At 39.4% G+C, this 24,683-nt stretch carries 23 protein-coding genes; 16 read left to right on the forward strand and 7 right to left on the reverse strand.

The features are described from left to right. Positions 1-69: 69 nt before the first annotated feature. The 7 genes from argC to argH all read left to right on the forward strand — a co-directional run bounded on the left by argC (position 70) and on the right by argH (position 7,502). On the forward strand, positions 70-1,041 hold the full coding sequence (gene argC, locus H8S90_RS04100; RefSeq protein ID WP_187341321.1) for an N-acetyl-gamma-glutamyl-phosphate reductase: 972 nt from the start codon (positions 70-72) through the stop codon (positions 1,039-1,041). 193 nt (positions 1,042-1,234) lie between these two features. After that, positions 1,235-2,371, forward strand: a complete 1,137-nt coding sequence (locus tag H8S90_RS04105) for an aspartate aminotransferase family protein (RefSeq protein ID WP_187341322.1) — start codon at positions 1,235-1,237, stop codon at positions 2,369-2,371. A gap of 17 nt (positions 2,372-2,388) precedes the next feature. Then, positions 2,389-3,354: an acetylornithine carbamoyltransferase gene (locus H8S90_RS04110; protein WP_187341323.1), complete on the forward strand. Its 966-nt coding sequence runs from the start codon at positions 2,389-2,391 to the stop codon at positions 3,352-3,354. 70 nt (positions 3,355-3,424) lie between these two features. Then, positions 3,425-4,210 carry an acetylglutamate kinase gene (gene argB / locus H8S90_RS04115; protein WP_187341324.1) on the forward strand — a complete coding sequence of 262 codons (786 nt, stop codon included), beginning with the start codon at positions 3,425-3,427 and terminating at the stop codon, positions 4,208-4,210. A 34-nt stretch (positions 4,211-4,244) separates the two neighbouring features. Beyond that, the gene (proC, locus tag H8S90_RS04120; protein ID WP_187341325.1) at positions 4,245-5,051 is read left to right on the forward strand and encodes a pyrroline-5-carboxylate reductase; all 807 of its coding nucleotides are present in this window, start codon (positions 4,245-4,247) and stop codon (positions 5,049-5,051) included. 3 nt (positions 5,052-5,054) lie between these two features. Beyond that, a complete protein-coding gene (locus H8S90_RS04125; RefSeq protein ID WP_187341326.1) occupies positions 5,055-6,113 on the forward strand; it encodes a M20 family metallo-hydrolase in 1,059 nt (352 codons plus the stop codon). 57 nt (positions 6,114-6,170) lie between these two features. Further along, positions 6,171-7,502, forward strand: coding sequence for an argininosuccinate lyase (gene argH, locus H8S90_RS04130; RefSeq protein ID WP_187341327.1), 1,332 nt, complete (start codon positions 6,171-6,173; stop codon positions 7,500-7,502). Positions 7,503-7,585: 83 nt separating this feature from the next. On the opposite strand, the gene pyrH is transcribed toward argH, so the two are convergent. Next, a complete protein-coding gene (pyrH, locus tag H8S90_RS04135; RefSeq protein WP_222852235.1) occupies positions 7,586-8,293 on the reverse strand; it encodes a UMP kinase in 708 nt (235 codons plus the stop codon). A gap of 363 nt (positions 8,294-8,656) precedes the next feature. Between pyrH and H8S90_RS04140 the strand changes: the two genes are divergently transcribed. The 4 genes from H8S90_RS04140 to H8S90_RS04155 all read left to right on the forward strand — a co-directional run bounded on the left by H8S90_RS04140 (position 8,657) and on the right by H8S90_RS04155 (position 12,751). Continuing rightward, on the forward strand, positions 8,657-10,042 hold the full coding sequence (locus H8S90_RS04140; protein WP_187341328.1) for an APC family permease: 1,386 nt from the start codon (positions 8,657-8,659) through the stop codon (positions 10,040-10,042). Between the two features lie 82 nt (positions 10,043-10,124). Continuing rightward, on the forward strand, positions 10,125-10,703 hold the full coding sequence (locus H8S90_RS04145) for a cyclopropane-fatty-acyl-phospholipid synthase family protein (RefSeq protein WP_187341329.1): 579 nt from the start codon (positions 10,125-10,127) through the stop codon (positions 10,701-10,703). 54 nt (positions 10,704-10,757) lie between these two features. Further along, the gene (hemW, locus tag H8S90_RS04150; RefSeq protein WP_187341330.1) at positions 10,758-11,888 is read left to right on the forward strand and encodes a radical SAM family heme chaperone HemW; all 1,131 of its coding nucleotides are present in this window, start codon (positions 10,758-10,760) and stop codon (positions 11,886-11,888) included. 35 nt (positions 11,889-11,923) lie between these two features. Beyond that, positions 11,924-12,751 carry an SDR family NAD(P)-dependent oxidoreductase gene (locus H8S90_RS04155; protein ID WP_187341331.1) on the forward strand — a complete coding sequence of 276 codons (828 nt, stop codon included), beginning with the start codon at positions 11,924-11,926 and terminating at the stop codon, positions 12,749-12,751. 94 nt (positions 12,752-12,845) lie between these two features. Here H8S90_RS04155 and H8S90_RS04160 read toward each other — a convergent pair whose 3' ends face one another. Next, positions 12,846-14,075 carry a 3-deoxy-D-manno-octulosonic acid transferase gene (locus H8S90_RS04160; RefSeq protein ID WP_187341332.1) on the reverse strand — a complete coding sequence of 410 codons (1,230 nt, stop codon included), beginning with the start codon at positions 14,073-14,075 and terminating at the stop codon, positions 12,846-12,848. 130 nt (positions 14,076-14,205) lie between these two features. Here H8S90_RS04160 and H8S90_RS04165 point away from each other — a divergent pair, with 130 nt between their 5' ends. From H8S90_RS04165 to H8S90_RS04180, 4 genes are all read left to right on the forward strand, one after another. Beyond that, positions 14,206-15,189: a UDP-glucuronic acid decarboxylase family protein gene (locus tag H8S90_RS04165; protein WP_187341333.1), complete on the forward strand. Its 984-nt coding sequence runs from the start codon at positions 14,206-14,208 to the stop codon at positions 15,187-15,189. Positions 15,190-15,194: 5 nt separating this feature from the next. After that, the gene (galE, locus tag H8S90_RS04170) at positions 15,195-16,226 is read left to right on the forward strand and encodes a UDP-glucose 4-epimerase GalE (RefSeq protein WP_187341334.1); all 1,032 of its coding nucleotides are present in this window, start codon (positions 15,195-15,197) and stop codon (positions 16,224-16,226) included. 266 nt (positions 16,227-16,492) lie between these two features. Continuing rightward, positions 16,493-17,548 (forward strand): dTDP-glucose 4,6-dehydratase, encoded by a 1,056-nt coding sequence (rfbB, locus tag H8S90_RS04175; RefSeq protein ID WP_187341335.1) that lies wholly within the window; start codon positions 16,493-16,495, stop codon positions 17,546-17,548. Continuing rightward, complete coding sequence (locus H8S90_RS04180) at positions 17,548-18,537, forward strand: hypothetical protein (RefSeq protein WP_187341336.1); 990 nt, start codon at positions 17,548-17,550, stop codon at positions 18,535-18,537. Before rfbB ends, H8S90_RS04180 begins: the two co-directional genes overlap by 1 nt. Positions 18,538-18,569: 32 nt before the next feature. Here H8S90_RS04180 and H8S90_RS04185 read toward each other — a convergent pair whose 3' ends face one another. The 5 genes from H8S90_RS04185 to rsfS form a co-directional block, all read right to left on the reverse strand. After that, a complete protein-coding gene (locus tag H8S90_RS04185) occupies positions 18,570-19,208 on the reverse strand; it encodes a rhomboid family intramembrane serine protease (protein WP_187341337.1) in 639 nt (212 codons plus the stop codon). 46 nt (positions 19,209-19,254) lie between these two features. Then, positions 19,255-20,325, reverse strand: a complete 1,071-nt coding sequence (locus H8S90_RS04190; RefSeq protein ID WP_187341338.1) for a PA0069 family radical SAM protein — start codon at positions 20,323-20,325, stop codon at positions 19,255-19,257. A gap of 130 nt (positions 20,326-20,455) precedes the next feature. Next, a complete protein-coding gene (locus H8S90_RS04195) occupies positions 20,456-21,106 on the reverse strand; it encodes an LUD domain-containing protein (RefSeq protein ID WP_187341339.1) in 651 nt (216 codons plus the stop codon). Between the two features lie 220 nt (positions 21,107-21,326). Beyond that, entirely contained in the window at positions 21,327-23,438 is a 2,112-nt protein-coding gene (gene ftsH, locus H8S90_RS04200; protein WP_187341340.1) for an ATP-dependent zinc metalloprotease FtsH, read from the reverse strand. A gap of 40 nt (positions 23,439-23,478) precedes the next feature. Continuing rightward, complete coding sequence (rsfS, locus tag H8S90_RS04205) at positions 23,479-23,853, reverse strand: ribosome silencing factor (protein ID WP_187341341.1); 375 nt, start codon at positions 23,851-23,853, stop codon at positions 23,479-23,481. Positions 23,854-23,867: 14 nt separating this feature from the next. Here rsfS and H8S90_RS04210 point away from each other — a divergent pair, with 14 nt between their 5' ends. Further along, positions 23,868-24,668 carry a biotin--[acetyl-CoA-carboxylase] ligase gene (locus H8S90_RS04210; protein ID WP_187341342.1) on the forward strand — a complete coding sequence of 267 codons (801 nt, stop codon included), beginning with the start codon at positions 23,868-23,870 and terminating at the stop codon, positions 24,666-24,668. The last annotated feature ends 15 nt before the right edge of the window (positions 24,669-24,683 follow it).

A 24,683-nucleotide genomic window follows, 5' to 3' on the forward strand; every position in this document is an offset into this window, starting at 1 on the left:
AAGACTTAAAAACTATTCCCCTCTCACCGACGATCAGCAGCTGACACTGAATTTCTAAACACTAGCAAAATGGATAAAATTAAAGTAGGAGTTATAGGTGGGGCAGGATATACAGGAGGAGAGTTGATCAGAATACTGATCAATCATCCAAAGGTAGAGCTGATTTTCGTAAACAGTAACAGCCAAGCAGGTAAACCTGTTTATACCGTTCATGCCGATTTGTTTGGAGACACTGACTTAATATTCACAGATCAATTAAGTCAGGCAATTGACGTGCTATTTCTTTGTGTGGGGCATGGCGCCGCTAAAAAATTCTTAGACAATAACAAAATAGACACTTCTATAAAAATCATAGACCTCAGCCAGGATTTCAGACTAGCTGAGAATGCAGGTGCTTTTGTATACGGGTTACCTGAACTGCAAAAAGATAGGATACAAAATGCCCAGCATATTGCCAACCCTGGTTGTTTTGCAACCGCCATCCAGCTGGCACTGTTACCTTTGGCAGCCAAAGGTCTGTTAAAAAACGAAATACATATTAATGCCACTACAGGTTCAACAGGAGCGGGTCAAGGCCTTTCACCTACTTCCCATTTTAGTTGGCGAAACAATAACTTGTCAATCTATAAAGCTTTTGAACATCAGCATCTGCATGAGATAGGTGAGAGTCTATTAAAACTGCAACCCGACTTCAAGGATAACATCAATTTTCTCCCACAACGAGGTAATTTTACCCGAGGGATACTGGCCTCCGCTTATATTTCTTCCGAGCTACAATTGGTAGACGCCTATGAAATCTATAACACCTATTATCAACCACATGCTTTTACTCATGTAAGCGAGAACAACATTGATTTGAAGCAAGTGGTGAATACAAATAAGGCACTTATTCATTTAGAAAAGCATGGTGATAAATTATTGATTATCTCTATCATCGATAATCTTTTAAAAGGTGCCAGCGGACAAGCGGTGCAGAATATGAATTTGCTGTTTGGTTTAGATGAAACTTTAGGCCTACGTTTAAAAGGAACAGCCTTTTAAGCTATGGAAACAGTCAGTCCGTAAATAGCCTAAGGGCATTTCACCCCGACGCTATAAAATAAAACGGTCGAACACCGTTTTGTGTTTTTTAACTTAACTGTAGGAAGGGTCGGATGATTAGCCATGATTGCAATAAATAAAAGAGTAAGACAACTGTTGTTATCATCCGGTTTTTAGCTCAAAATCAATAAAAATGAAACTATTCGACGTATACCCCATAAATCCTATTGAAATTGTACAAGGAAAAGGCTCCTATGTATACGACAAACAAGGAACCGAATATTTAGATTTATATGGGGGGCATGCGGTTATATCTATTGGTCACAGCCACCCGCACTATATCCAAAGAATAACCGATCAGCTAAATAAGTTAGGCTTTTATTCCAATTCTGTTGAAATTCCTCCCCAGGCACAATTGGCAGAATTACTTGGCAAGGTATCTCGCAAAGATGATTTTCAATTATTCATCTGTAACTCAGGCGCTGAAGCAAATGAAAATGCCCTTAAGCTCGCTTCATTCTATAATAATCGAAAGAGGGTAATTGCCTTTAAAGGTGCTTTCCATGGAAGAACATCATTGGCCGTATCGGCAACCGATAATCCCAAAATTATTGCGCCTGTAAACGAGACCGACCATATTACGTTTCTTCCTTGGAATGACGAGGTTGCACTGGAGGCGTTTTTTGAGAAATACGGATCTGAAATTTCGTCAGTTATTATCGAAGGTATACAAGGAGTTGGTGGTATTAAGGAAGCCAGCGTTTCTTTTCTTCAGAAAATCAGAAAATTATGCACCGAATACGACGCGATATTTGTCGCAGATGCTGTGCAATGTGGTTACGGGCGTTCCGGCAAATTTTATTCGCACGATTACGCGGATGTAGATGCTGACATCTATAGTATGGCCAAAGGGATGGGCAACGGATTTCCAATTGGAGCTATAGCTATTTCTCCTAAAATAAAACCATGGTTTGGAGAATTAGGCACTACTTTTGGCGGAAACCACCTGGCCTGTACGGCGGCTTTAGCCGTATTAGAAACAATTGAAAACAACCAGTTGATAAACAATGCCGCGCAGATAGGCGACTATCTTAGCAAAGAGTTAAAAAGATTTGAGAAGGTGAAAGAAGTTCGTGGTAAAGGACTAATGATCGGAATAGATCTACCAGAGGAGTTAAACCAACTAAAAAAAGACTTACTGTTTAAAGATCATATTTTTACAGGAGAAGCGAAACCAAATGTTATCAGGCTCCTACCGGCGCTTAACTTGCAAAAAAAAGAAGCCGACAGGTTTCTGGAAGCTTTTCAGAAAAGGTTAAATTTAGCATAAATTCTAATTGAATAAAGATGAAGCAATTTTTTTCGGTCTCTAATGTAGACAACTTATCAGCTATCGTGAAAGAAGCGCTGGAGCAGAAAAAAAACCCATATGCTCTGAGAAATTTAGGCCAAAACAAGATGTTAGGCCTCGTTTTCTTAAACCCTAGCCTACGCACACGTTTAAGTACTCAAAAGGCTGCCATCAATCTGGGTATGGATGTCATGGTAATGAACATGGATAAAGATGGCTGGGCCTTAGAAACACGCGACGGTGTAGTAATGGACGGCACAACGGTAGAACATATACGGGAAGCCGCTGCTGTAATGGGAGAATATTGCGACATCTTAGGTATACGTTCTTTTCCAGGATTAAAAGACAGAGAGGAAGATTATAGTGAGGATTTATTCAACAAGTTTGTCACCTATTGTAATAAACCGGTTGTAAGTTTAGAAAGTGCAACCCGCCATCCACTTCAAAGCTTAGCCGACTTAATCACCATTATCGAACACACACCTTCGGGACGAAAACCTAAAGTAGTACTTACGTGGGCTCCTCATGTAAAAGCACTGCCCCAGGCTGTGCCAAACTCCTTTGCCGAATGGATGAGCAGAGCTAAAGCGGAAGGCCTCATTGACTTTACTATTACTCACCCTGATGGATATGAACTTGATGAAGTTTTTACTTCAGGGGCGACGATCACTTTGAATCAGGAAGAAGCCCTCAGGAACGCAGATTTTGTGTACGTGAAAAATTGGTCGAGTTACAAAGCCTATGGTAAAGTCTTGGAAACCGGAACCGAGTGGATGCCAGATGCTAAAAAGTTAAGCGTTACAAATAGCGCAAAAGTCATGCACTGCCTCCCTGTTAGAAGGGATTTAGAGTTAGCTTCTGAATTACTTGATGGACCTAACTCCTTGGTAATTAAAGAAGCAGGCAACAGGGTTTGGGCTGCACAGGTTGTATTGAAAAGAATGCTTATCAACATGGTTTAGTGAATATTCTTAAAGTTTGTGAAAAAAAGCGATGATAAGCAGGATATCATTTAACGCTTACAAATAGCGCATGGAAAAACTAAATATCATAAAGATTGGGGGCAACATTGTAGAGGATGAGAGCACCTTGGTAAGGTTTGTAAAAGCTTTTGCTAAATTGCCCGGAAAGAAAATTTTAGTACACGGAGGCGGTAAAATTGCCAGTCTGCTCGCCAACAAATTGGGAATTGAAGCTAAAATGGTAATGGGAAGGAGAATTACCGATGAAGAGACGTTAAAGGTGGTAACGATGGTATATGCTGGACTCGCCAATAAGACTATTGTATCTCTTTTACAAGCTGTTGGATGTAATGCTATCGGTCTCAGCGGAGCCGATGCAAACACCATCAAAACGGTAAAAAGACCCGTGAGAGAAATCGACTATGGCTTTGCCGGTGATATGACCACCTCTTCGATTAATACTGAACAAATCAAAAATTTAATAGAAATTGGTCTTTATCCCGTTTTTTGTGCGATAAGTCATGATGGCTCCGGGCAATTATTAAATACTAATGCAGACACGATTGCCTCTGCCCTTGCTGTAGGTTTAGCGTCTCATTATAAAACGGCGCTCATCTATTGTTTTGAAAAGAAGGGAGTGCTCCGTGATATAAACGACGACTCGTCAGTGATTCAGCATATCAATAATTTGAACTATAACGATCTTAAACGATCTGGCATTATTGCTGATGGCATGATTCCTAAATTAGACAATGCTTTTGACGCGCTGTCTGCAGGAGTGAGCGAAGTCATCATTAAACATGCGGATGATCTGCAAAACACCGATGCTGGAACAACGATCAATCAGCAAGTGTAACAAACAGGGATATAGAATACCTAACAAACATATTATGCCTAAAATAACAATTATTGGGAGTGGAAATATCGGTTTATCCTTAGCTAGGGGTTTGGTTAACAAACACTACAGCAGTCCTACTGACATCACCTTAACTCGTAGAAGCCTTAAAAATATACCATCAGAGGTGGTTTCTATGGGCTTCGACGTTTCCGAAGACAATATTTCAGCAATTGCTGGCGCTGAGATCGTTGTCTTAGCTGTATTACCACAACAACTTGATCAAGTACTAGATCAAATAGCCCCCGTAGTAGTAGCAGAAAGACAGTTGATCGTTTCAGTTATCTCTGGCGTAAGTTGTATGGATATCCGTAACAAACTTGGTGATACTTCCCAAGTGATCCGTGCAATGCCTAACACTGCTATTGCCATTGGACAATCCATGACCTGTATTGCATCTGATAAGGCCAGCGAGCATCATATGGAAGAAGTAACCCGACTATTTGAAACGGTTGGCTCTGTAGTCACCATCAACGAAGACCTGATGACTTCTGCCACAGCCCTTTGTGCTTGTGGTATTGCTTTTTTCTTGCGCAGTATAAGAGCTGCTTCGCAAGGAGGTGTAGAGATTGGGTTTCATGCTCATGATGCGTTAAAAATGGCTATTCAAACGGCCAAAGGTGCAGCCGATCTATTATTACAGATGCAAAGCCATCCAGAAAGTGAAATTGATAAGGTGACTTCCCCAAAAGGTTGCACCATTGCGGGTTTAAATGAAATGGAGCATTACGGCTTTAGCTCTGCCTTCATTAAGGGGATCAAACTATCTGCCGAACGGGCCGGAGGGCTATATAAAGATTAGCTTATGCAACACTTATTGGAAGATAGCATATCGTTATTAAAACAGCTCATTAAAACACCTTCTTTCAGTAAGGAAGAAAAAGAAACAGGTGATTTAATTGCGCATTTTTTTAATGCTAGAAACATTTCTACACATAGAAAGGGAAATAACATATGGGCCTATAACAAATTTTATGATCCTGAAAAACCTACAATTTTACTAAATTCACATCATGACACGGTTAAACCCAATACGGGATATGGCAGAGACCCTTTTCTTGCCGAAATTATAGACGGTAAGCTCTTTGGCTTAGGTAGTAATGATGCTGGGGGAGCTTTGGTTTCCTTAATCGCTACTTTTTTACACTTTTATACGCTGAAACAATTAAAGTACAATATATGCATTGCAGCAACTGCAGAGGAAGAAATTTCGGGACGTGGAGGTATAGAACTCATTCTTCCAGCATTAGGTAAGCTTAACTTTGCTATCGTGGGAGAGCCTACCTTGATGCAATTAGCCATTGCCGAAAGAGGGTTAATGGTACTCGACTGCACTGTTAAAGGGAGGTCTGGTCATGCTGCGAGAAATGAGGGAGAAAATGCCATTTACAAGGCTATGAAAGATATTGCATGGTTCCGATCTTATCGATTTCTAAAAGAGTCTAATATTTTTGGCCCGATTTCGATGAACGTAACGATGATCAATGCTGGATCCCAACACAATGTCATCCCGGCCACTTGCTCATATGTAGTAGACGTCAGGGTAACAGATGCCTATCAAAATCATGAAGTACTAGATATTATTCGCGAACACGTAGAAGCTGATGTGCAGCCACGTTCAACACGGCTCTCCCCTTCCTCCATACCGGTGGACCATCCTATTGTAAAGGCTGGGCTTGCGCTTGGAAGAGCAACATATGGTTCTCCGACGATGAGTGACCAGGCACTATTGAACATACCTTCGCTGAAATTGGGTCCTGGAGACTCTGCAAGATCCCACAGTGCTGATGAATTTATTTATATTCGCGAAATTGAAGAAGGCATTAGCATATATATAGACATGCTAACACAGGTTGTAGTGTAAAATGTAGCACCTCAGCTTCGGACATTTAAGTTCTCATAACAAAATAATTATACGCAGATGAAACTTTGGCAAAAGGAAACAGCGGTAGAGCAGTCAGTAGAAAAATTCACAGTTGGTAACGATAGGGATTTAGATTTAGATCTGGCCCCATTTGATGTATTAGGTTCATTGGCCCATACGAAGATGTTGGAGAGCATCGGACTACTCTCAAAAAAAGAGCTCGGTCTAATCCAAGATGAACTTAAAAATATATACCATGAAATTGAAGCGGGAGATTTCTTAATCGAAGAGCATGTAGAAGACATACACTCTCAGATCGAACTTCTGCTTACCAAGCGTATTGGTGATGCTGGTAAGAAAATCCACAGTGGGAGATCCAGAAACGATCAAGTATTGGTTGATCTTAAGCTTTTTTTTAGAAGTGAAATAAGTCAATTGGTTCATGAAACGAAGCGTCTTTTTGAGCTCCTCATTAATCTCAGCAATCAACATAAAGAGGTATTAATGCCCGGTTACACACACCTCCAGATTGCCATGCCATCATCTTTTGGTTTGTGGTTTGGTGCTTATGCCGAAAGCCTAGTGGACGACCTGGAAGTAATATTATCTGCGTGGAAAGTTTGCAATAAGAACCCTTTAGGTTCTGCAGCGGGTTACGGCTCTTCCTTTCCGTTGAACCGTACGTTGACCACGGAGTTGTTGGGATTTGAAACGTTAAATTATAATGTTGTATATGCGCAAATGGGCCGGGGAAAAACAGAACGTATATTAGCACAGGCAATGAGCGTGCTTGCTGCAACTCTTGCAAAATTGGCCATGGATGCTTGTCTTTATATGAATCAGAATTTCGGGTTCATTAGTTTTCCTGATAAGTTAACTACAGGATCGAGTATTATGCCTCACAAAAAAAATCCAGATGTATTTGAACTCATCCGTTCACGTTGTAATAAGATACAGGCTTTACCAAATGAGATTACGCTAATAACGACCAATTTGCCTATGGGCTATCATAGAGACTTACAGCTTCTCAAGGAAAATTTATTCCCAGCCTTCACTTCTTTAAACGACTGTTTGCAGATGATGCAGCTTATGTTAAGTAATGTCCGAATAAATAAAAATATACTGAATGATCCAAAGTACGATTACCTATTCAGTGTAGAAGTGGTGAACAACGAAGTATTAAAAGGTGTGCCTTTCCGGGAGGCTTACAAAGCCATTGGACTAAATATTGAAGCCGGCACCTTCAAACCCCTAAAAGAAGTAAATCATACACATGAAGGCAGTATAGGTAATTTGCAGAACGGGGAAATTACCAATCAATTTTCAAAAATATTCAATGCATTTGGCTTCACAAAAGTGGATAAAGCACTGAAAGATCTTTTAAGTTAAAAGTTTATGGGGGCTTAAGGTTTGAAAGAAAAGTGGTATAACCGCCTTACCTTAAGCCCTGATGCTCTTTTGTTATTGATTGATTAATCTTTCACCAAGGTACCTATAGTTTCGCCCTTAGCTAAACGGGTCAAGTTCCCTGTTTTGTTCATATCAAAAACAATAATTGGCAATTTATTTTCTTGACAAAGCGTAAAGGCTGTCATATCCATTACGTTCAAGCCTCTATTGTAAACATCCTGAAAAGTAATTTGATCGAACTTTGTGGCATTGGGATCTTTTTCCGGATCAGCAGTGTATATTCCATCAACTCTGGTACCTTTTAATACGACATCTGCATTGATCTCAATAGCTCTTAACGAAGCTGCTGTATCAGTTGTAAAATAAGGATTACCGGTGCCTGCACCAAATATAACGATTCTTCCCTTTTCTAGATGTCTTACCGCCCTTCTACGAATAAATGGTTCGCAGATTTGTTCCATTTTTATGGCTGTCAGCAAGCGTGTTTTCATACCAGCTTTTTCAAGTGCATCTTGCAGAGCCATGCTATTGATAACCGTAGCCAACATCCCCATGTAATCAGCCTGCACACGATCCATGCCAGCCTTTTCAGCACTTAACCCTCTGTAAATGTTCCCCCCGCCTATTACTATAGCAATTTCGACTCCCTGATCATACACTGTTTTTACGTCTTGTGCATATTGGGCCACACGATCAATATCGATACCGTATTGTTTGTTACCCATTAAGGCTTCTCCGCTAAGTTTGAGTAGGATACGTTTGTATTTCATCTGTTTATTTTTTTTTCTTTCAATTATCAGCTGCCTGCGGTAGGCAGGCTTGTCTACTGCAGGCAGGTAGACTCATGTCGTGTCCTTTATTGAATTGCGGACTTCAAAGATTATACTTCCGTTAGAATTTGTTATCTAGTAATAAGCAGTATCTGCGCGCCAAAGATATTAAAATTTCATAAAAAACTTTCACCCTTCATCCAATCGCCTTTGTAACAAAAAATTCACACCGGCATAAACGGCTATTTTAACCTCCAAATATAAATTCACTCAAAAAAATTACTTTTATTTTGAATAAACCACAAAAAAATAAAACAATTTGATAATGAACGTCTTATTATTACTGATCAAACGACATTATAGATGACACTAAAAAGCGAAGCCTCAAATTCCTTCAACCCCCATCAAGCTCCCGAAAAGAATGCCCCCGCCCCAAAACTAAAAATGATTGATGCTGTTGCTGTCATCATAGGTATCGTAGTAGGCGCAGGTATTTTTAGAACACCATCCATTATTGCTGCAAACACCCAAGACACCTATTTTTTTTTAGGATCATGGCTTCTCGGTGGGATTATATCATTAATAGGCGCTCTATGTTACGCAGAACTTACCACCACGTTTCCAAATGCTGGCGGGGATTATTATTTTCTTCGAAGGGCCTTTGGTCAGCGTTTATCATTTCTATTTGCTTGGGCAAGAATGAGTATTATTCAAACAGGTTCAATCGCTTTATTAGCCTATATTGTAGGCGATTATACAGCTCAAATTTACGATATAGGTCCATATTCCTCAGCAATATATGCATCGATTGTAGTAATTTCGTTAACTGCTATAAACATTATCGGCATTAATTTTGGGACCTCCACACAAAAATTGCTGACATTAATAGAAGTTGTAGGCATCCTGATGATTGTTTTTTCTGGGTTATTCTTTTCATCTCCAGCCACTCCCTCATCGATACAAGAAACGACAGCCAGCGCTTCTACCCCATCGTTTGGGCTTGCATTGGTTTTTGTGCTTCTAACCTTCGGTGGATGGAATGAGGCCGCTTATATCTCTGCAGAATTACAATCTGGCAGAAAAAAAATGGCAGGAATACTTATTTGGAGTATTGTTAGCATTACTATAATTTACCTTCTCATTAATCTGGCTTATCTAAAAATTCTGGGATTGGAGGGCATCGCGTCAACAGATGCCGTTGGCGCACAGTTGATGCGTAGTATTTACGGTGAATACGGTGCCGTGCTGATCAGTATACTGGTCGTTATAGCGGCTCTTACTTCAGCGAACGCCACCATATTTACCGGAGCGCGCACCAATTATGCGTTAGGACGCGACTTTAACTTTTTCAAAGCGCTAGGTCGATGGAATCAAAAAACTTCGTCGCCCATTAATGCATTATTGATCCAAGCACTCATATCGCTGGCTTTGATCGGCTTAGGCTTATTTACAAGAAGTGGCTTTGAAACGATCATAGACTATACGGCTCCTGTGTTTTGGTTTTTCTTCCTCTTGGTTGGGATAGCCCTTTTTATTCTCCGAATAAAAGAACCTCATGTTAAAAGACCTTTCCGTGTTCCATTATATCCCATAACACCTATCATCTTTTGTACGACAAGTACCTATCTCTTATATTCCAGTTTAGCCTATACGGGCATCGGGGCATTTGTAGGTGTGATCGTGTTAATTATAGGAGGGATACTTTTACTAACGATGCCCTTGATAAAAAAAGGTAACAATATTGTGTAATAACCTAGTATTCAAATAATAAGATATACGCATTGTTTAACAAGAAAAACTAACCACAAATTATTTATTAAAATTAATTACTATGAATCAAACATATTCAACAAATAGACGGATAAAATTGAGCATGCCTCGATTTTTATTGAGTAGTATTTTAATGTTATTGGGAAGCTTTGGCGCTTTTGCTCAAAGCTCTTACGAAACCCTGGATGTGCCCTATGTTCCAACAAAGCCGGCAGTGGTTGAAGCCATGTTGAATATGGCAAAAGTTAATAAAAACGACGTCATTTACGATTTAGGATGTGGTGATGGGCGTATCGTCATTACGGCAGCAAAGAAATATGGCGCTACTGGCGTTGGTGTAGATATAGATCCACAACGAATCGAAGAAGCAAATGCCAATCTTAAAAAAGAAGGGCTAACCGATAAAGTGAAATTTATTGAAAGTGATTTATTCAAAGTAGATTTTAGTAATGCTTCTGTTGTAACGCTCTACCTTCTTCCAGATGTAAACCTACGATTACGTTCAAAATTACTGGAAACTCTAAAACCCGGCACGCGAATCGTTTCACATGCATTTGACATGGGAGACTGGAAACCTGAGAAACAGATTAACGTAGAGGGTTCTACTATATATTTCTGGACTGTTCCAGAGAAAAAATAAAATTTAAATATCTTTAATTGACATACACTGGTACCATAACACTAAATTTGCGTTATGGCCGGTGTATATTTTCATATCCCATTTTGTAAACAGGCATGTCACTACTGTGATTTCCACTTTAGCACGGCTCTCAAATATAAAAGTGACCTGCTAAAAGCTATGCTTCGTGAAATATCGTTACAGTCGACTTACCTAGGAAGGCAAAAGATTGAAACGTTATATTTTGGAGGCGGGACCCCTTCTTTACTAAGCGAAAATGAAATTAACCTTCTTATTGATACTGTTGCTAAATATTATACGATTGACGTGCATGCAGAAATCACGGTGGAGGCTAATCCAGACGATTTAAGCACCAAAAAGTTAGCTTCATTAAGAAATACACCGGTTAATAGGTTAAGTATTGGGATACAATCCTTTTTTGATGAAGATTTAAAATGGATGAATCGTGCTCATAATGCTTTTGAAGCCAAAAGAGCTATCAAAAAAACACAAGATGCAGGTTTCGACAATATAACTGCTGATCTTATTTATGGTTATCCCTTGTTAGACGACACGAAATGGTTGGCTAATATTCACTGTTTAGTTGAACAAGGCATTCCACATATTTCTGCTTATAGTATGACGGTAGAGCCTCGCACGGCGCTCGATCACTTCGTGAAAGTAGGTAAGCAACGGCCAATGGATGAAGATCAAAGTGCCCAGCAGTTTATGCAGCTTATTAAAACCTTAGAATTTGCGGGATACGAGCATTATGAAATTTCAAACTTTTCGTTCCCTAATCAATATTCGCAGCACAATACAAACTATTGGCAATCGATTCCCTATTTAGGTATTGGGCCATCTGCTCATTCTTTTAATGGATCTACACGACAGTGGAATATTAATAATAACGCCCGTTATATGGCATCATTGTCTACCAACGAGGTCCCAGCAGAGATCGAAGTATTAACAACAGTGAATAGAATAAACGAATATTTGATGACCTCCTTACGAACAATTTGGGGAGTTGACCTCTTATTTCTGGAAAGTACTTTTGGCAAGGAGTATGTAGAAAAAATTATATATACCGCACAGCCATTTGAGAGACGTGGACAACTCATAAAAAGGGAAAACCATTTAACGCTTACCGTAACAGGTAAACTTATAGCAGATTTAATTGCTTCGGAACTTTTCATAGACCATTAAATCTCTCAAGCGTATATTAAAACAAAACGGTATCCATGAAACGAAAAAAAGAAAGAAAAATAACTCCACCTATCAATACCCAAGTGATATGGATAGTTGGTGCTTCTTCCGGCATTGGGGCGGCACTAGCTAAACATTATAGTTCATTGGGGGCAAGACTTATTTTATCTGCCCGTTCGAGAGACGGCTTATACCATGTAAAGACAACATGTAAGGCTAATCCAATGAATATCCATGTTCTGCCCTTAGACCTCGAAAAAAACGATACATTAGTAGAAAAAACACAGGAAGCTTTGCGCATTTTTGGTCGGATTGATACCGTCATACATACTGCCGGTATCACCCAAAGGGCATTAGCTGTGGAAACGGATATCACCGTTGCAAAAAAAATTATGACTGTAAATTACTGGGGACCTGTGACAATTACACAAGCGTTATTACCTAGCATGCTCTCACAAGGCCGTGGTCATATTATCGTTATCAGCAGTTTAATGGGAAAAATCGGCACGCAACTCAGATCATCGTATGCAGCATCGAAACATGCCCTACATGGTTATTTTGAATCCTTAAGACCTGAGATATATGCAAGTAACATCCATATCAGTATGGTTTGCCCGGGATTTGTTAATACCTCACTCGGAGAAAAAGCGCTAAAGGGGAATGGAGAGCTCTACCTAAAAAAGGACGATGTACATCGCAACGCCATGAGTGTAGAAGAATTTGTAAAAAAGTTAAGCCCGCATTTAGCCAAACAAAAAGAAGAGATATTTATTGCTGGACCTGAAATCAAAGTAATATGGGCTAGCAAATTTCTCCCTGGAAAATTCTTTAGAAAAAAAATCAGGGAATCAAAAGTTATTTAACTGTTCACCCCATTGCACTACTTTGTATTTGCTGCTTTTCATCTATAAGGCAAGCTGGCAACAGTAGATCAGGGGCCGGTAAAATACATGTTATCTAAGTTTCCAGATAATCCATAATTCGTTGCGTTGCTCCTGCTTGTTGTTGCACGTAGCCATATGCTCGATCGCCAGTTTCTTTGCGTACTTCATCTGATTGTAGATTTTCAAATATAGCCACTAACTCCTGAAGATGATGTACGCTGAAAGCTGCTTTTGCTTTTATAAGATCCTTTGCTTCTTGAAATTTATGATATTCAGGGCCAAATATTATTGGAATGCCGTAGGTAGCAGCTTCAAGAACATTATGTATGCCTACACCGAACCCTCCCCCTACATATGCAATATCTGCGTAGCTATATAAATAGGACAACATACCGATATTATCTATGATTAAAACTGAAGGGTTCTTTTCATTTTGATTAACATTACCGTTAAGCACGGAGAAAAGTACGCTATCCTTAAATCGGTTATCAATTTCACGCAGGTGTGTTGGCGTAACCAAATGGGGAGCGATGATTAGTTTCCACTCTGGATAAACCTGTCTAAGGGACATAATTAACTCTTCATCAGGAAGCCAGGTGCTTCCTGCCACGAGCACACGATGATCTCCCACAAATTTAGACACTACCTCGATATTTCTATTTTGTTTAGAGAGGTTAGACACCCTATCAAAACGTGTATCTCCAGAAAGTGAAATCGATCTAATTCCTATACTTTGTAACAAAGAGGCGCTTTCCTGATTTTGCACAAAAAAATGCGTTACAAATTTTAAGGTAGACCTAAAGAAACCACCATACCATCTAAAGAACACCTGATTTTTTCTAAAAATTCCTGAGACTAGATACAAAGGGATATGACGTTTATGCAGCACCTTGAAATAATTATGCCAAAATTCATATTTAACAAAAAAAACCATCTCAGGGTTAATCAGATCAATGAACTTTTTGGCGTTTCCCGGCGTATCATTGGGCAGATAAAAAACATGATCTGCCTTCGCATAGTTAGCCCTGACCTCATAACCAGAAGGTGAAAAAAAAGTGACCAAAATTAACTTCTTCGGATATCGTACCCTATAGGCTTCCAAAACCGTACGTCCCTGCTCAAATTCGCCCAAAGAAGCAAAATGAAACCAAGTATGTGGTTTCGAGCGATCAACTTGTTGTTCAATCAGCTGCAAAAGTCCTTTGCGGCCTTTCCTCCATTTGCGTATTCTACGATTAAAGGGGGCAACAGCGATAACAAAAATTTGCCCTAAAAAAATTCCAAGATTATAAAGGATCCACATAAGGTAGGATTAATAATGTTTGCAAAAGTATTACTTCTTTGTGAAGTAATTGTTTATGATTAGAAACGGCAATTATATTCAATTTGTTTATCTTCGCCAAAGATAATTCTAAACAATTTACATAGCGCCTATGTCTAGAAAGCGTATACTCATTACCGGTGCAGCAGGTTTCTTAGGTTCACATCTGTCTGATAGGTTTATTAGAGAAGATTTCCACGTTATTGGCATGGATAATCTCATCACAGGGGATTTGCGAAATATAGAACATCTCTTTAAACTTAAAAATTTCGAATTTTATAACCATGACGTTTCAACGTTCGTTCACGTGCCGGGAGAACTGGATTTCATCTTACATTTTGCTTCTCCCGCAAGTCCAATTGATTACTTAAGAATTCCGATTCAAACCTTAAAGGTCGGTTCATTGGGAACACACAATCTATTAGGGTTAGCAAGGGCTAAAAAATCTCGCATCTTAGTTGCTTCCACATCGGAAGTCTACGGCGATCCTTCTGTTAGTCCGCAATCCGAGGAATATTGGGGAAATGTAAACCCTGTTGGCCCTAGAGGTGTTTATGATGAAGCAAAACGCTTTCAGGAAGCTATTACCATGGCCTATCACACCTTTCATGGATTGGATACAAGGATTGTACGTATTTTTAATACTTATGGCCCTAGAATGCGATTAAATGATGGGAGAGTACTTCCTGCGTTTATAGGTCAAGCTTTAAGAGGGGAAGACTTAACTGTTTTTGGCGATGGTAGTCAGACACGTTCATTCTGCTATGTAGATGATCAAGTAGAAGGTATTTATCGTTTATTGATGAGTGACTATACGCAGCCTGTAAACATAGGAAATCCAGACGAAATTACCATTAAACAATTTGGTGAAGAGATTATAAAACTGACAGGAACAAGACAGAAACTTGTTTATAAGGCGCTTCCAGTAGATGACCCTAAGCAACGCAGACCAGACATCACCAGAGCCAGGGAAATACTGGGCTGGCAACCTCAGGTAGACCGGGTTGAAGGCCTTAAAATAACTTACGAATACTTCAAATCACTACCGGAGCAAGAAATAAAACACAAAGACTTTAAATATTACAATAAGCATTAAATAAGATGAGCAAAATACTTGTTACAGGAGGTACGGGATATATTGGGTCCCACACTGTAGTTGAACTTCAGGAGGCAGGTTATACACCAGTAATTATCGATGATCTTTCCAATTCAAACAAAGGAGTACTTACACAGATTGAAGCAATTACCGGCACCATACCTGAGTTTTATGAATTTGACCTTTGCGATGAACAAAAAGTAGTTTCTTTTGTCGAAAACAATCCGGATATTACCGGTCTAATACATTTTGCAGCCAGTAAAGCTGTGGGCGAATCGGTAGAAGAGCCGTTAAAATATTATAGAAATAATTTTTTCTCGTTGATCAACCTATTAAATGCATTTAAGAATAGGAACATTAATTTTGTATTTTCTTCCAGCTGCACCGTTTATGGTCAGCCTACTAAACTGCCGGTAACGGAAAGTGCTCCCGTGCAGAAAGCTGAATCGCCATATGGAAACACAAAGCAGGTAGCAGAAGAGATATTAAGCGATACCGCCAACGCTTTTAAAAATTACCAGATAATTGCATTGCGTTACTTCAACCCTGTAGGCGCACACAAAAGTGCCATGATAGGCGAACTCCCCATTGGAGTACCACAAAACCTCGTTCCATTCATCACACAGACAGCTATTGGAAAGCGAGCAAAAATCACCGTTTTCGGAGACGACTACGATACGCCCGATGGTTCCGCCGTTAGAGATTATATACATGTGGTAGATTTGGCGAAAGCACATGTGGCAGCGATTAAAAGGATGGAGGAGAAAAAATCCAAAGCCAATTATGAAGTATTCAATATCGGAACAGGTAACGGTTTTTCAGTACTGGAAATTATCAAAGCTTTCGAAACATCTACGGGAGTTAAATTAAACTATGAGATAGGTCCACGTCGTGCTGGAGATATAGAGAAAGTATGGGGGGATGTCTCCAAATCTGCCAGTGAACTTGGCTGGAAAGCAACCTTAGATCTAGAAGAAATGATGCGCTCCGCTTGGGCTTGGGAGGTATATCTCAAAGAAAAGAATCCTTTTATCTAAAGTGGCAAAAATTAGCGTGCACGAGTGAGACCTAGGGTTGGTTGTAAAGTCTTATCTTAATCATTGCAATAGACAAGCTTTATTTTCGTTTAAATTTTTGAATTGTATAATATATACTTTTCTGTCTGTTTTTAGACATTAATGGCATGAGAGAAATTAAAAATTCAAGGATGACAATTTATTTATCTTCTTACCAATTTCATTTCTAATGAACCGAGCTTGCGAGCTCATTGATACGACAGAAAACAACGAATAAAAATAAACAGATGAAAATAATTATTACCGGTGGCGCCGGCTTTATAGGTTCCCATGTTGTTCGGCGCTTTGTAAGAAACTATGCCTCGTACCAGATCATCAATCTGGATAAACTGACCTATGCCGGTAACCTCGCCAATTTAAAAGACATAGAAAACGAAGCTAACTACCGCTTTATCAAAGGCGATATTACTGATGCGCTCTTTATTGACGCGCTTTTTACAGAAGAAAGGCCTGATGCTGTTATACATCTTGCCGCCGAATCGCATGTTGACCGTTCCATCAGCAGTCCGCTGGAGTTTGTGATGACCAATATAGTGGGTACGGTAAATCTGCTGAATGCGGCAAAGAAGTATTGGACGGGAGAGCAGCGGCATAACCGCTTTTACCACGTTAGTACAGACGAAGTATACGGTGCACTGGAAGAGACGGGAGTGTTTACAGAGGAAACAAAATATGACCCGCATTCTCCCTATTCAGCGTCAAAAGCAGGTTCGGACCATTTTGTCCGTGCTTACCATGACACCTACGGACTGAACACGGTCATCTCCAACTGTTCGAACAATTACGGATCGCATCACTTCCCTGAAAAGTTGATACCATTAGCTATACATAATATCCAGAACAATAAACCAGTACCAGTGTATGGTAAAGGGGAGAATGTACGCGACTGGCTATGGGTAGAAGACCACGCAAGAGCAATTGATATGATCTTCCACCAGGCCAAAGCTGGTGACACCTACAACATAGGTGGGCACAATGAATGGAAAAACATAGACTTGATCAAGCTTTTGTGCGCTATTATGGATAGAAAACTTAACCGTCAGAAAGGTTCTTCTGCCAAACTTATCACTTTTGTCAAAGATCGTGCTGGCCATGATTTACGTTATGCGATCGATTCCAGCAAACTACAAAAGGAGTTAGGATGGGTCCCAAGCCTGCAGTTTGAAGAAGGACTTGAAAAAACCGTTGACTGGTACCTCGCCAACGAAGAGTGGTTAACGACCGTAACCTCCGGTGCTTATCAAGATTATTATTACAAACAATATGGAAAAACCGAAAAATAATGTCTTACAAGCTGTATAACCCTTTCCAGAACTTTACTTTCGACAACAAAGCCTGTTTTCTCAGCGGAAACCGTTTATCATCTAGCGAAGAGTCTATTCAAGTTTTTCCTACTTGGTTAATGCGTAGCTTTGGTTTAGAAGACAAACCCTTTAAATTGCTGGATGAAAGTATAAGCACCTATAAAAAGCTACAACTGCCTTGCGCTATCGATACTGCACAGCATATAGACAGGCTTGAGGAACAAATAAAAAAGGCATTCCTAGTGGGTTATGAGGAAGTCAAGAAACTGGATAGGCTCTTACTCTTTCAATGGATCGGGAAGCTTATTTACGGTATTGTATTCAATGAAATACAAATAGGTATTCGCCAGCAGATGATAAGTGGAGAATCCATGAACTTTTCGCAGGTTTTAGCCAAAAAGTTCACCAATCTCCACTACATGTTACAGTCGCTCATTTACGCCGTTGAGTTTGAGGGGAATCTACCTTTCAGCATTAACGTGTTTGAAGTTGACAATCCAGCAGACACCTTCAGTTATCGTGATGAGATAAATACACTGGTCTTCTCATTGAGAATGAAAGACTTTGGCATTGTAGCATGTTTACAGGATAACGGTGCTAATGATCGCTATAACCACGAAACGTTAAACAAGGTAAATGGGAACAAATTACATCCTATTCAATTTGAAGAAATTTGCGGAAGGTATTTCTATTCAGCGTATCTATTTAACAGATTACCGGAGTATACCATACTTCCGACAGAACAAATTATTTTTATTGAACCCATGCCGTTGATGGGAATGGACATACGTCCAATTTTTGATAATTTCCAAGCAAAAACCTACGGACAGGTCCTGGAAAATTTCTGGAAACCATGGGGCTTTACGCTATTCGAAATCATTAAAGACCCCGAAAATCCAATGACCTTCTTAACGGATCAAGGAGGCAAATTCCTTTGTTCAGAAGAAATTGAGCTTTCTAAAAGTTAGTATTAAAGCGTTCGTAAGAACTTCGTATTTTTTTAAGCAATCAACTGCTGAATTGCGCTGAAAAAATGTCCCATAACCTGTGGGTACAAAATAATGGTAATAACAATTCCTACAAGCGCACCATAGAAATGAGCGTCATGGTTAATGCTATCTCTTGCCGCTTTCGCTGCCCAAACGCAATATAGAAGAAAAAGAGGACCAAAAATTACTGCGGGAATTGGGATAGGGATAAAAAACAGAAAAATAGAAGTGGTAGGCTGAAAAAGGATAAAGCTAAATAGTATTGCGCAAATAGCTCCTGAAGCACCTAAACTATGGTAATTGTAGTTGTCTTTTTGCTTAACAACGGTTGTAATATCACTGAGTATCAAACTTACAATATATATCAAAGCAAATTGCGTATGCCCCCAACTGCTTACAGATGCCAAAATCCTTTCCAATTGAAAACCAAAAAAGAAAAAGGTAAGCATATTAAATAACAGATGCCCCCAATCTCTATGAATAAGACCACTGGTAAGCAATGTATAAATTCGTTGACCTCTGCTGACACTATAGGGGTGCAACATAAATTTCCCAAAAACCTCATGGTTTGAGAAGGCATATATGCTGGTAATTATCGTAAAAATAAAGAATAAACTTGCAACAGGCGTTTGCGTTATGTAGGCTTCCATCGAGTAAACTTAAATGTGCGTGAAAATACCAAAAAAATAGCACTTTTTAGAACAAGTCAAGCTGTTTTCCACGTAAAGGCGTAAATAAATCTGTTCTCAATTCCTTTAGCCTATTATCTCCCATGAATCGGGTTGCAGCCAATTTAAACAATTGGTGAATGCTCTCGGCCAACTTCCCTTCGCCTTTTATTCGTCTTCCAAACAGGCTATCATTGAGTTTACCTCCATGACAGGAAGCAATTCCATGCAATACTTTCTCTGCCCTATCCGGATAGGCCTTATAGATCCAATCTTTAAAAATTTCTCCAATCGCCCCGTTGAGTCGTACTAACGTGAAAGAAGCCGCTTGAGCACCATGCTCCGCTGCCTTTTCAATTAAAGATGGCATTTCATCGCTGTTTAATCCCGGAATAATCGGTGCACACATCAGCATAACGGGGATACCTGCCTCGCTTAATCGCTCAATAACCCTCATTCTCCCCATAGCTGTTACGGTTCTCGGTTCCATTTTCTGGCGTAAATCCTCATTTAAGGAATTAATCGTAATTGCCACGTGTATCAACTGTAATTTAGCTAGCTGTTTTAGAATATCAATATCCCGCAATATCAAACTGTTTTTACTAATAATAGACACAGGATGCCTGTACTTTAAAAAAACCTTCAAAAGCGATTGCGTTAACCCAAGCTTTCGCTCTAATGGTTGATAGCAATCTGTGTTACCAGAAAGCATAATTGTTAAAGGCTCGTAATGCTTATTGTTAAACTCCCGCTCAAGCAATTCTGCACAATCTCTCTTTATAATGATCTTGCGTTCAAAATCAAGTCCTGCACTGTAACCCCAATACTCGTGTGCATTCCGGGCATAACAATAGATACACCCGTGTTCGCATCCCTGGTAGGGATTAATAGATTGCAGGTGACGTAGGTCTGGGCTATCCGTTTTGCTGATAATATGTTTTGGATGCGTCTCTATAACTTGTGTGTCACTATTTTCCAAAAATGCTTCATCCAACCCTTCTATATGTTCGCAAACGTACTTATTCTTAAAGAATTTGTTGTGTGTATTAATCTGAGCTCCCCGCCCCTTGAAATACGCTTCATTTTGTACGGAATCCATACAGCAAATATACTAATATATTTAGTAAATAAAACTATTTATATTAGCATGTAGATTAGCAATATTTACATCAAAATAGGTGGTTGGTATTGAAAAAGCTTTTTTTGCGTTACTTTTTCCCGCTGGCTAACTACTCATCATAAATACCATCATCCATTAGCAGCAGGTATAATTGTTTCGGTCCATGCGCTCCTAAGACAAGAGTCTTTTCTATATCAGCCGTTCTGCTAGGTCCCGTTATTGTACTAATCATTGACGGTAAACTATCCGCGTATTTCTCACGCACAATATTAAATCCATCTTTCAAGTCCATTACCACTTGGGAAGTATAGGCGATTACAATATGTACATGGGGATATATGCTCATCCGACGCCCCGAAGCATTCCCGTTGGTTACAAGAATACTTCCTGTTCTAGCGATTAATGCTTCGCAAGCAGTAATACCAATTTGGGCATTGATAAAATCTGCATCCGATTTGAAATAAGGAAACTCATAACGATCCAATAGCTCCTGCATAGATTTTTCCCACGCGTAGATTCTCCTAGCATGTTCCTTTTCCACTATTGCCAACAAATTCTCGATCAATTGGATTTCATCGTCACAAAACACAAAATTCCCAGCAACAGTTGTAAAATTCTTAGCAAAAAGTACTTCAAGTGTTTCCTCTGTCTCTTTGTACAAAGGTAATTCCTCCAAGTTGGGATAGGGATTATCCCGTTTCGTCAAAAGCGCTTTTCTAATTTTTTTGAGCATCCTTTCTTTGGCCGTCGCTTCCTCCATATTAAATCCTTAATTATTAAAAACTGCAATTTAACAGTATTTTGTTGAAAATGGTCAATCCCTATAATCTATTTTTACTTCTTCAACATCAAGCACACGTTAACAAGACCTTTATAAAAGAACACGACGCTGTAATAAAAAAGCATTACTTTTTAAAAAGTAATGCTTTCGAGTTCTTCTGGAACCAATTTTTTACTAAACAAATATGTCTATACAATTCTTAAGACACACTTTTATCTTCAGAGCTTTGATTCTTTTCAAATGTTCCTGAGTTATCCCCTACACCATCGTGGACTAGACCTTCCGCCGCCTTCCGTTGATCAGAGGAACCTTCATCTCCATTAACGAATTCATCATACGTTGTACGATGATCAAAAGGACGTTTACCCAAAATCTCCTCTAAGTCGGATTGGAAAAGTATCTCTCTCTCCAGTAATTTCTCGGCAAGCGCCTTAAGCCCCTCAGCCTTGTCGGTTAGCAATTGTTTTGTTTTTTCGTAAACTTCACCGATCAAATTACGGACCTCTTGATCAATAAGTTCAGCAGTTTTCTCTGAATATGGCTTTTGGAATTGAGACTCCTGGCTGTCGTTAAAGGAAACATTTCCCACTTTGGCGTTCATACCATAAATCCCCACCATCGCGTATGCTAGTTTAGTGATCCTTTCAAGGTCATTTTGTGCTCCCGTAGAAATTTTTCCGAAGGTCAAATCCTCAGCAACACGCCCCCCCATTGTCATGCACATGCCGTCTATCAACTGTTCGGTAGTATAGAGAAATTGCTCTTTGGGTAAATACTGTGCGTACCCCAAGGCAGCTACCCCTCTTGGTACTATAGAAACCTTTACTAATGGGTCGGCATGCTCCAAAAACCATCCCGCAATAGCGTGACCGGCTTCGTGATAGGCAACGATACGTTTTTCTTCCGGAGATATGATTTTATTTTTCTTCTCAAGCCCACCAATAACCCTATCTATGGCATCTTGAAAGTCCTGCATATCTACAGCTTCTTTATTTCTCCTTGCGGCAATTAGGGCGGCTTCATTACATACGTTGGCGATTTCTGCACCAGCGAAACCAGGTGTTTGCGCAGACAACTTTTTAGCTTCTACATCAGCCGCCAACTTTATTGGTTTAAGGTGGACCTTAAATATCTGCTCACGTCCTACAAGGTCTGGTTTATCGATAGATATCTGCCTATCAAACCTTCCCGGTCTTAGCAGTGCCGAATCCAGCACATCAGGTCGGTTGGTTGCCGCTAAAATTATAATACCTGAATCCGTACCAAAACCATCCATTTCCACTAGAAGCTGATTGAGTGTATTTTCACGCTCATCATTTCCACCAACAATATTATTCTTTCCACGAGCCCTGCCTATGGCATCAATTTCATCTATAAAAATAATACATGGCGCCTTATCTTTCGCTTGTTTAAATAAGTCTCTTACACGTGAAGCGCCAACACCTACAAACATCTCGACAAAATCGGAACCGGAAAGCGAGAAAAAAGGTACTTGAGCTTCACCTGCTACAGCCTTTGCCAATAACGTTTTACCGGTACCCGGCGATCCTACCAACAACGCGCCTTTGGGGATTTTCCCCCCAAGATTAGTATACTTCTTAGGATTTCGCAGAAAATCAACAATTTCCATCACTTCCTGCTTTGCTTCTTCAAGACCGGCAACATCGTTAAATGTTATATTTACCTGTGATTCCTTATCAAAAAGCTGAGCTTTTGATTTTCCTATATTAAAAATTTGGCCTCCAGCTCCGCCAGCACCCCCTCCCATTCTGCGCATAATAAATACCCAAAACAGTATGACTAGCCCTAAAGGTAGAATAATGGACAACAGCCAGCCGGTCCAGGGGCTATTACGTTCTTGAAGTGTGACATTAATTTTTTCATTTTCAGCTAACCCTTCTTGTGCAGCATTTAATTTTCGTTCAAGTGCATCAAAAGAACCATCTTGAAAAAAATATTGTGGCCCTGCATCTCCCGAAGATAAATTTAAGCTATTACTCTTCGGTTGAACATCCTTGTATTTGTCTTCTTTGAGCCTGTCTTTCTTGATATATACTTCAACACCAATTAACTCATTTCTCTTATACGCTACCAACTTCTCTACATCACCTGCTTTAAGCATCTTATTCTCAAACTGCTGATAGGTGATTTCTTTTGCATTCTCTCCTGTAAATACATACTGTAATGCTATAAAGCCCAATATCATCGCTACCCAAAGCCACATAATGTTAAACTTTGGGGGCTTTGGGGCTATCTTTTTCCCCGGAATTTTCTTCATTTTCCCAGGTTGATTTGACATATTTTCTTTCATAAATTGTTTTTGCTGTTTGTTTTATTCTGCGGAGAACCCGTTACGCACTTTGAAAATACTTTAATTCTGCATCGCCCCACAGATCTTCAATTGCATAGAATTGCCTTTTATCTGTTTTAAAGATATGCACCACCACATCTATATAATCGAGTAAAATCCACTCGCCGTGATCCAAACCTTCCTTTCTCCATGGATCTTGTTTCAATGTTTTATAAACTTCCTCCTCTACACTTTTTGCAATTGCTCTTACCTGAGTTGTTGATTCCGCATGACATACCACAAAATAATCAGACACAGAACTATAAACATTTTGCAGGTCTAATCTAACTATTTCATTACCTTTTTTCTCCTGAATACCATGTATAATAACTTCTGAGAGATAGGTAGATTCTTTAACCTTTTTATTTTTTACCATTAAAAATTATAATTTTGAACAGTTTTTCATCTAATGTCAATAAGACTTTGCAAAGTAACACTTTTTTAGGACTTATTGTTGGAGAAAATGTGATTACTCTTCAACGCGTAAATTCAACAAATGATTACCTGAAATCTAAACTGTCAAATTCTACGCCATACCAAGAAGGAACTGTAATAATGGCAGTTGAACAATATGCAGGTAAGGGTCAGGCGGGCAACACTTGGGTAAGTGAGGCAGGCCAAAATCTTACCCTTAGCATATTATTGAATCCCACTTTTCTACTCCCCAAGGAGCAGTTCAGGCTTAATATAGCAATTAGTTTAGCCATTATAGAGTGTATTAAGCCAATATTGGGAGAATCTGTACGAATCAAATGGCCCAACGATATTTACGTCAACAATAAAAAGATCGGTGGCATTTTAATTGAAAACATTATCCGCGGTAGCAAGTGGAAGCATGCCATCATTGGCATTGCACTAAATGTCAACCAGACATCTTTTGGCATCCAAAAAACAAAAGCGTGTTCACTAAAAAAATTATTGAACAAAGATTTTGATCTACACAAGTTATTAAAGCTTTTATGCGCCGCAGTTAGCAAGCAATATCATGTTCTTAAAAAAGGAGGTCACCTCTTACAGCGGGAGCTGTATAAACAATGTTTGTTTCGCTTTAACACACCTAGCTCATTTTTAATAGATGGCGTACAAGTAATCGGTACGATAACAGATGTAGACGATCAGGGTAAGCTTATTATTGATTTTGACGGCCATCTAACCAAGTTCTGCATAAAAGAAATTAGTTTTGTAATATGATAGCAGCAATTGTAT

Source organism: Olivibacter sp. SDN3, assembly GCF_014334135.1.
Lineage (GTDB): Bacteria > Bacteroidota > Bacteroidia > Sphingobacteriales > Sphingobacteriaceae > Olivibacter.

Excerpts from the sequence above, each read along its gene's own strand:
- H8S90_RS04185 (WP_187341337.1), bottom strand. The coding sequence starts at position 19,208 with ATGGAAGCCTACATAACGCAAACGCCTGTTGCAAGTTTATTCTTTATT.
- H8S90_RS04105 (WP_187341322.1), top strand. The coding sequence starts at position 1,235 with ATGAAACTATTCGACGTATACCCCATAAATCCTATTGAAATTGTACAA.
- H8S90_RS04160 (WP_187341332.1), bottom strand. The coding sequence starts at position 14,075 with ATGTGGATCCTTTATAATCTTGGAATTTTTTTAGGGCAAATTTTTGTT.
- H8S90_RS04110 (WP_187341323.1), top strand. The coding sequence starts at position 2,389 with ATGAAGCAATTTTTTTCGGTCTCTAATGTAGACAACTTATCAGCTATC.
- argH (WP_187341327.1), top strand. The coding sequence starts at position 6,171 with ATGAAACTTTGGCAAAAGGAAACAGCGGTAGAGCAGTCAGTAGAAAAA.
- H8S90_RS04125 (WP_187341326.1), top strand. The coding sequence starts at position 5,055 with ATGCAACACTTATTGGAAGATAGCATATCGTTATTAAAACAGCTCATT.
- argB (WP_187341324.1), top strand. The coding sequence starts at position 3,425 with ATGGAAAAACTAAATATCATAAAGATTGGGGGCAACATTGTAGAGGAT.
- galE (WP_187341334.1), top strand. The coding sequence starts at position 15,195 with ATGAGCAAAATACTTGTTACAGGAGGTACGGGATATATTGGGTCCCAC.
- rsfS (WP_187341341.1), bottom strand. The coding sequence starts at position 23,853 with ATGGTAAAAAATAAAAAGGTTAAAGAATCTACCTATCTCTCAGAAGTT.
- H8S90_RS04155 (WP_187341331.1), top strand. The coding sequence starts at position 11,924 with ATGAAACGAAAAAAAGAAAGAAAAATAACTCCACCTATCAATACCCAA.
- H8S90_RS04180 (WP_187341336.1), top strand. The coding sequence starts at position 17,548 with ATGTCTTACAAGCTGTATAACCCTTTCCAGAACTTTACTTTCGACAAC.
- rfbB (WP_187341335.1), top strand. The coding sequence starts at position 16,493 with ATGAAAATAATTATTACCGGTGGCGCCGGCTTTATAGGTTCCCATGTT.
- H8S90_RS04140 (WP_187341328.1), top strand. The coding sequence starts at position 8,657 with ATGACACTAAAAAGCGAAGCCTCAAATTCCTTCAACCCCCATCAAGCT.
- H8S90_RS04190 (WP_187341338.1), bottom strand. The coding sequence starts at position 20,325 with ATGGATTCCGTACAAAATGAAGCGTATTTCAAGGGGCGGGGAGCTCAG.
- hemW (WP_187341330.1), top strand. The coding sequence starts at position 10,758 with ATGGCCGGTGTATATTTTCATATCCCATTTTGTAAACAGGCATGTCAC.
- pyrH (WP_222852235.1), bottom strand. The coding sequence starts at position 8,293 with ATGAAATACAAACGTATCCTACTCAAACTTAGCGGAGAAGCCTTAATG.
- ftsH (WP_187341340.1), bottom strand. The coding sequence starts at position 23,438 with ATGAAAGAAAATATGTCAAATCAACCTGGGAAAATGAAGAAAATTCCG.
- argC (WP_187341321.1), top strand. The coding sequence starts at position 70 with ATGGATAAAATTAAAGTAGGAGTTATAGGTGGGGCAGGATATACAGGA.
- H8S90_RS04145 (WP_187341329.1), top strand. The coding sequence starts at position 10,125 with ATGAATCAAACATATTCAACAAATAGACGGATAAAATTGAGCATGCCT.
- H8S90_RS04195 (WP_187341339.1), bottom strand. The coding sequence starts at position 21,106 with ATGGAGGAAGCGACGGCCAAAGAAAGGATGCTCAAAAAAATTAGAAAA.
- H8S90_RS04165 (WP_187341333.1), top strand. The coding sequence starts at position 14,206 with ATGTCTAGAAAGCGTATACTCATTACCGGTGCAGCAGGTTTCTTAGGT.
- proC (WP_187341325.1), top strand. The coding sequence starts at position 4,245 with ATGCCTAAAATAACAATTATTGGGAGTGGAAATATCGGTTTATCCTTA.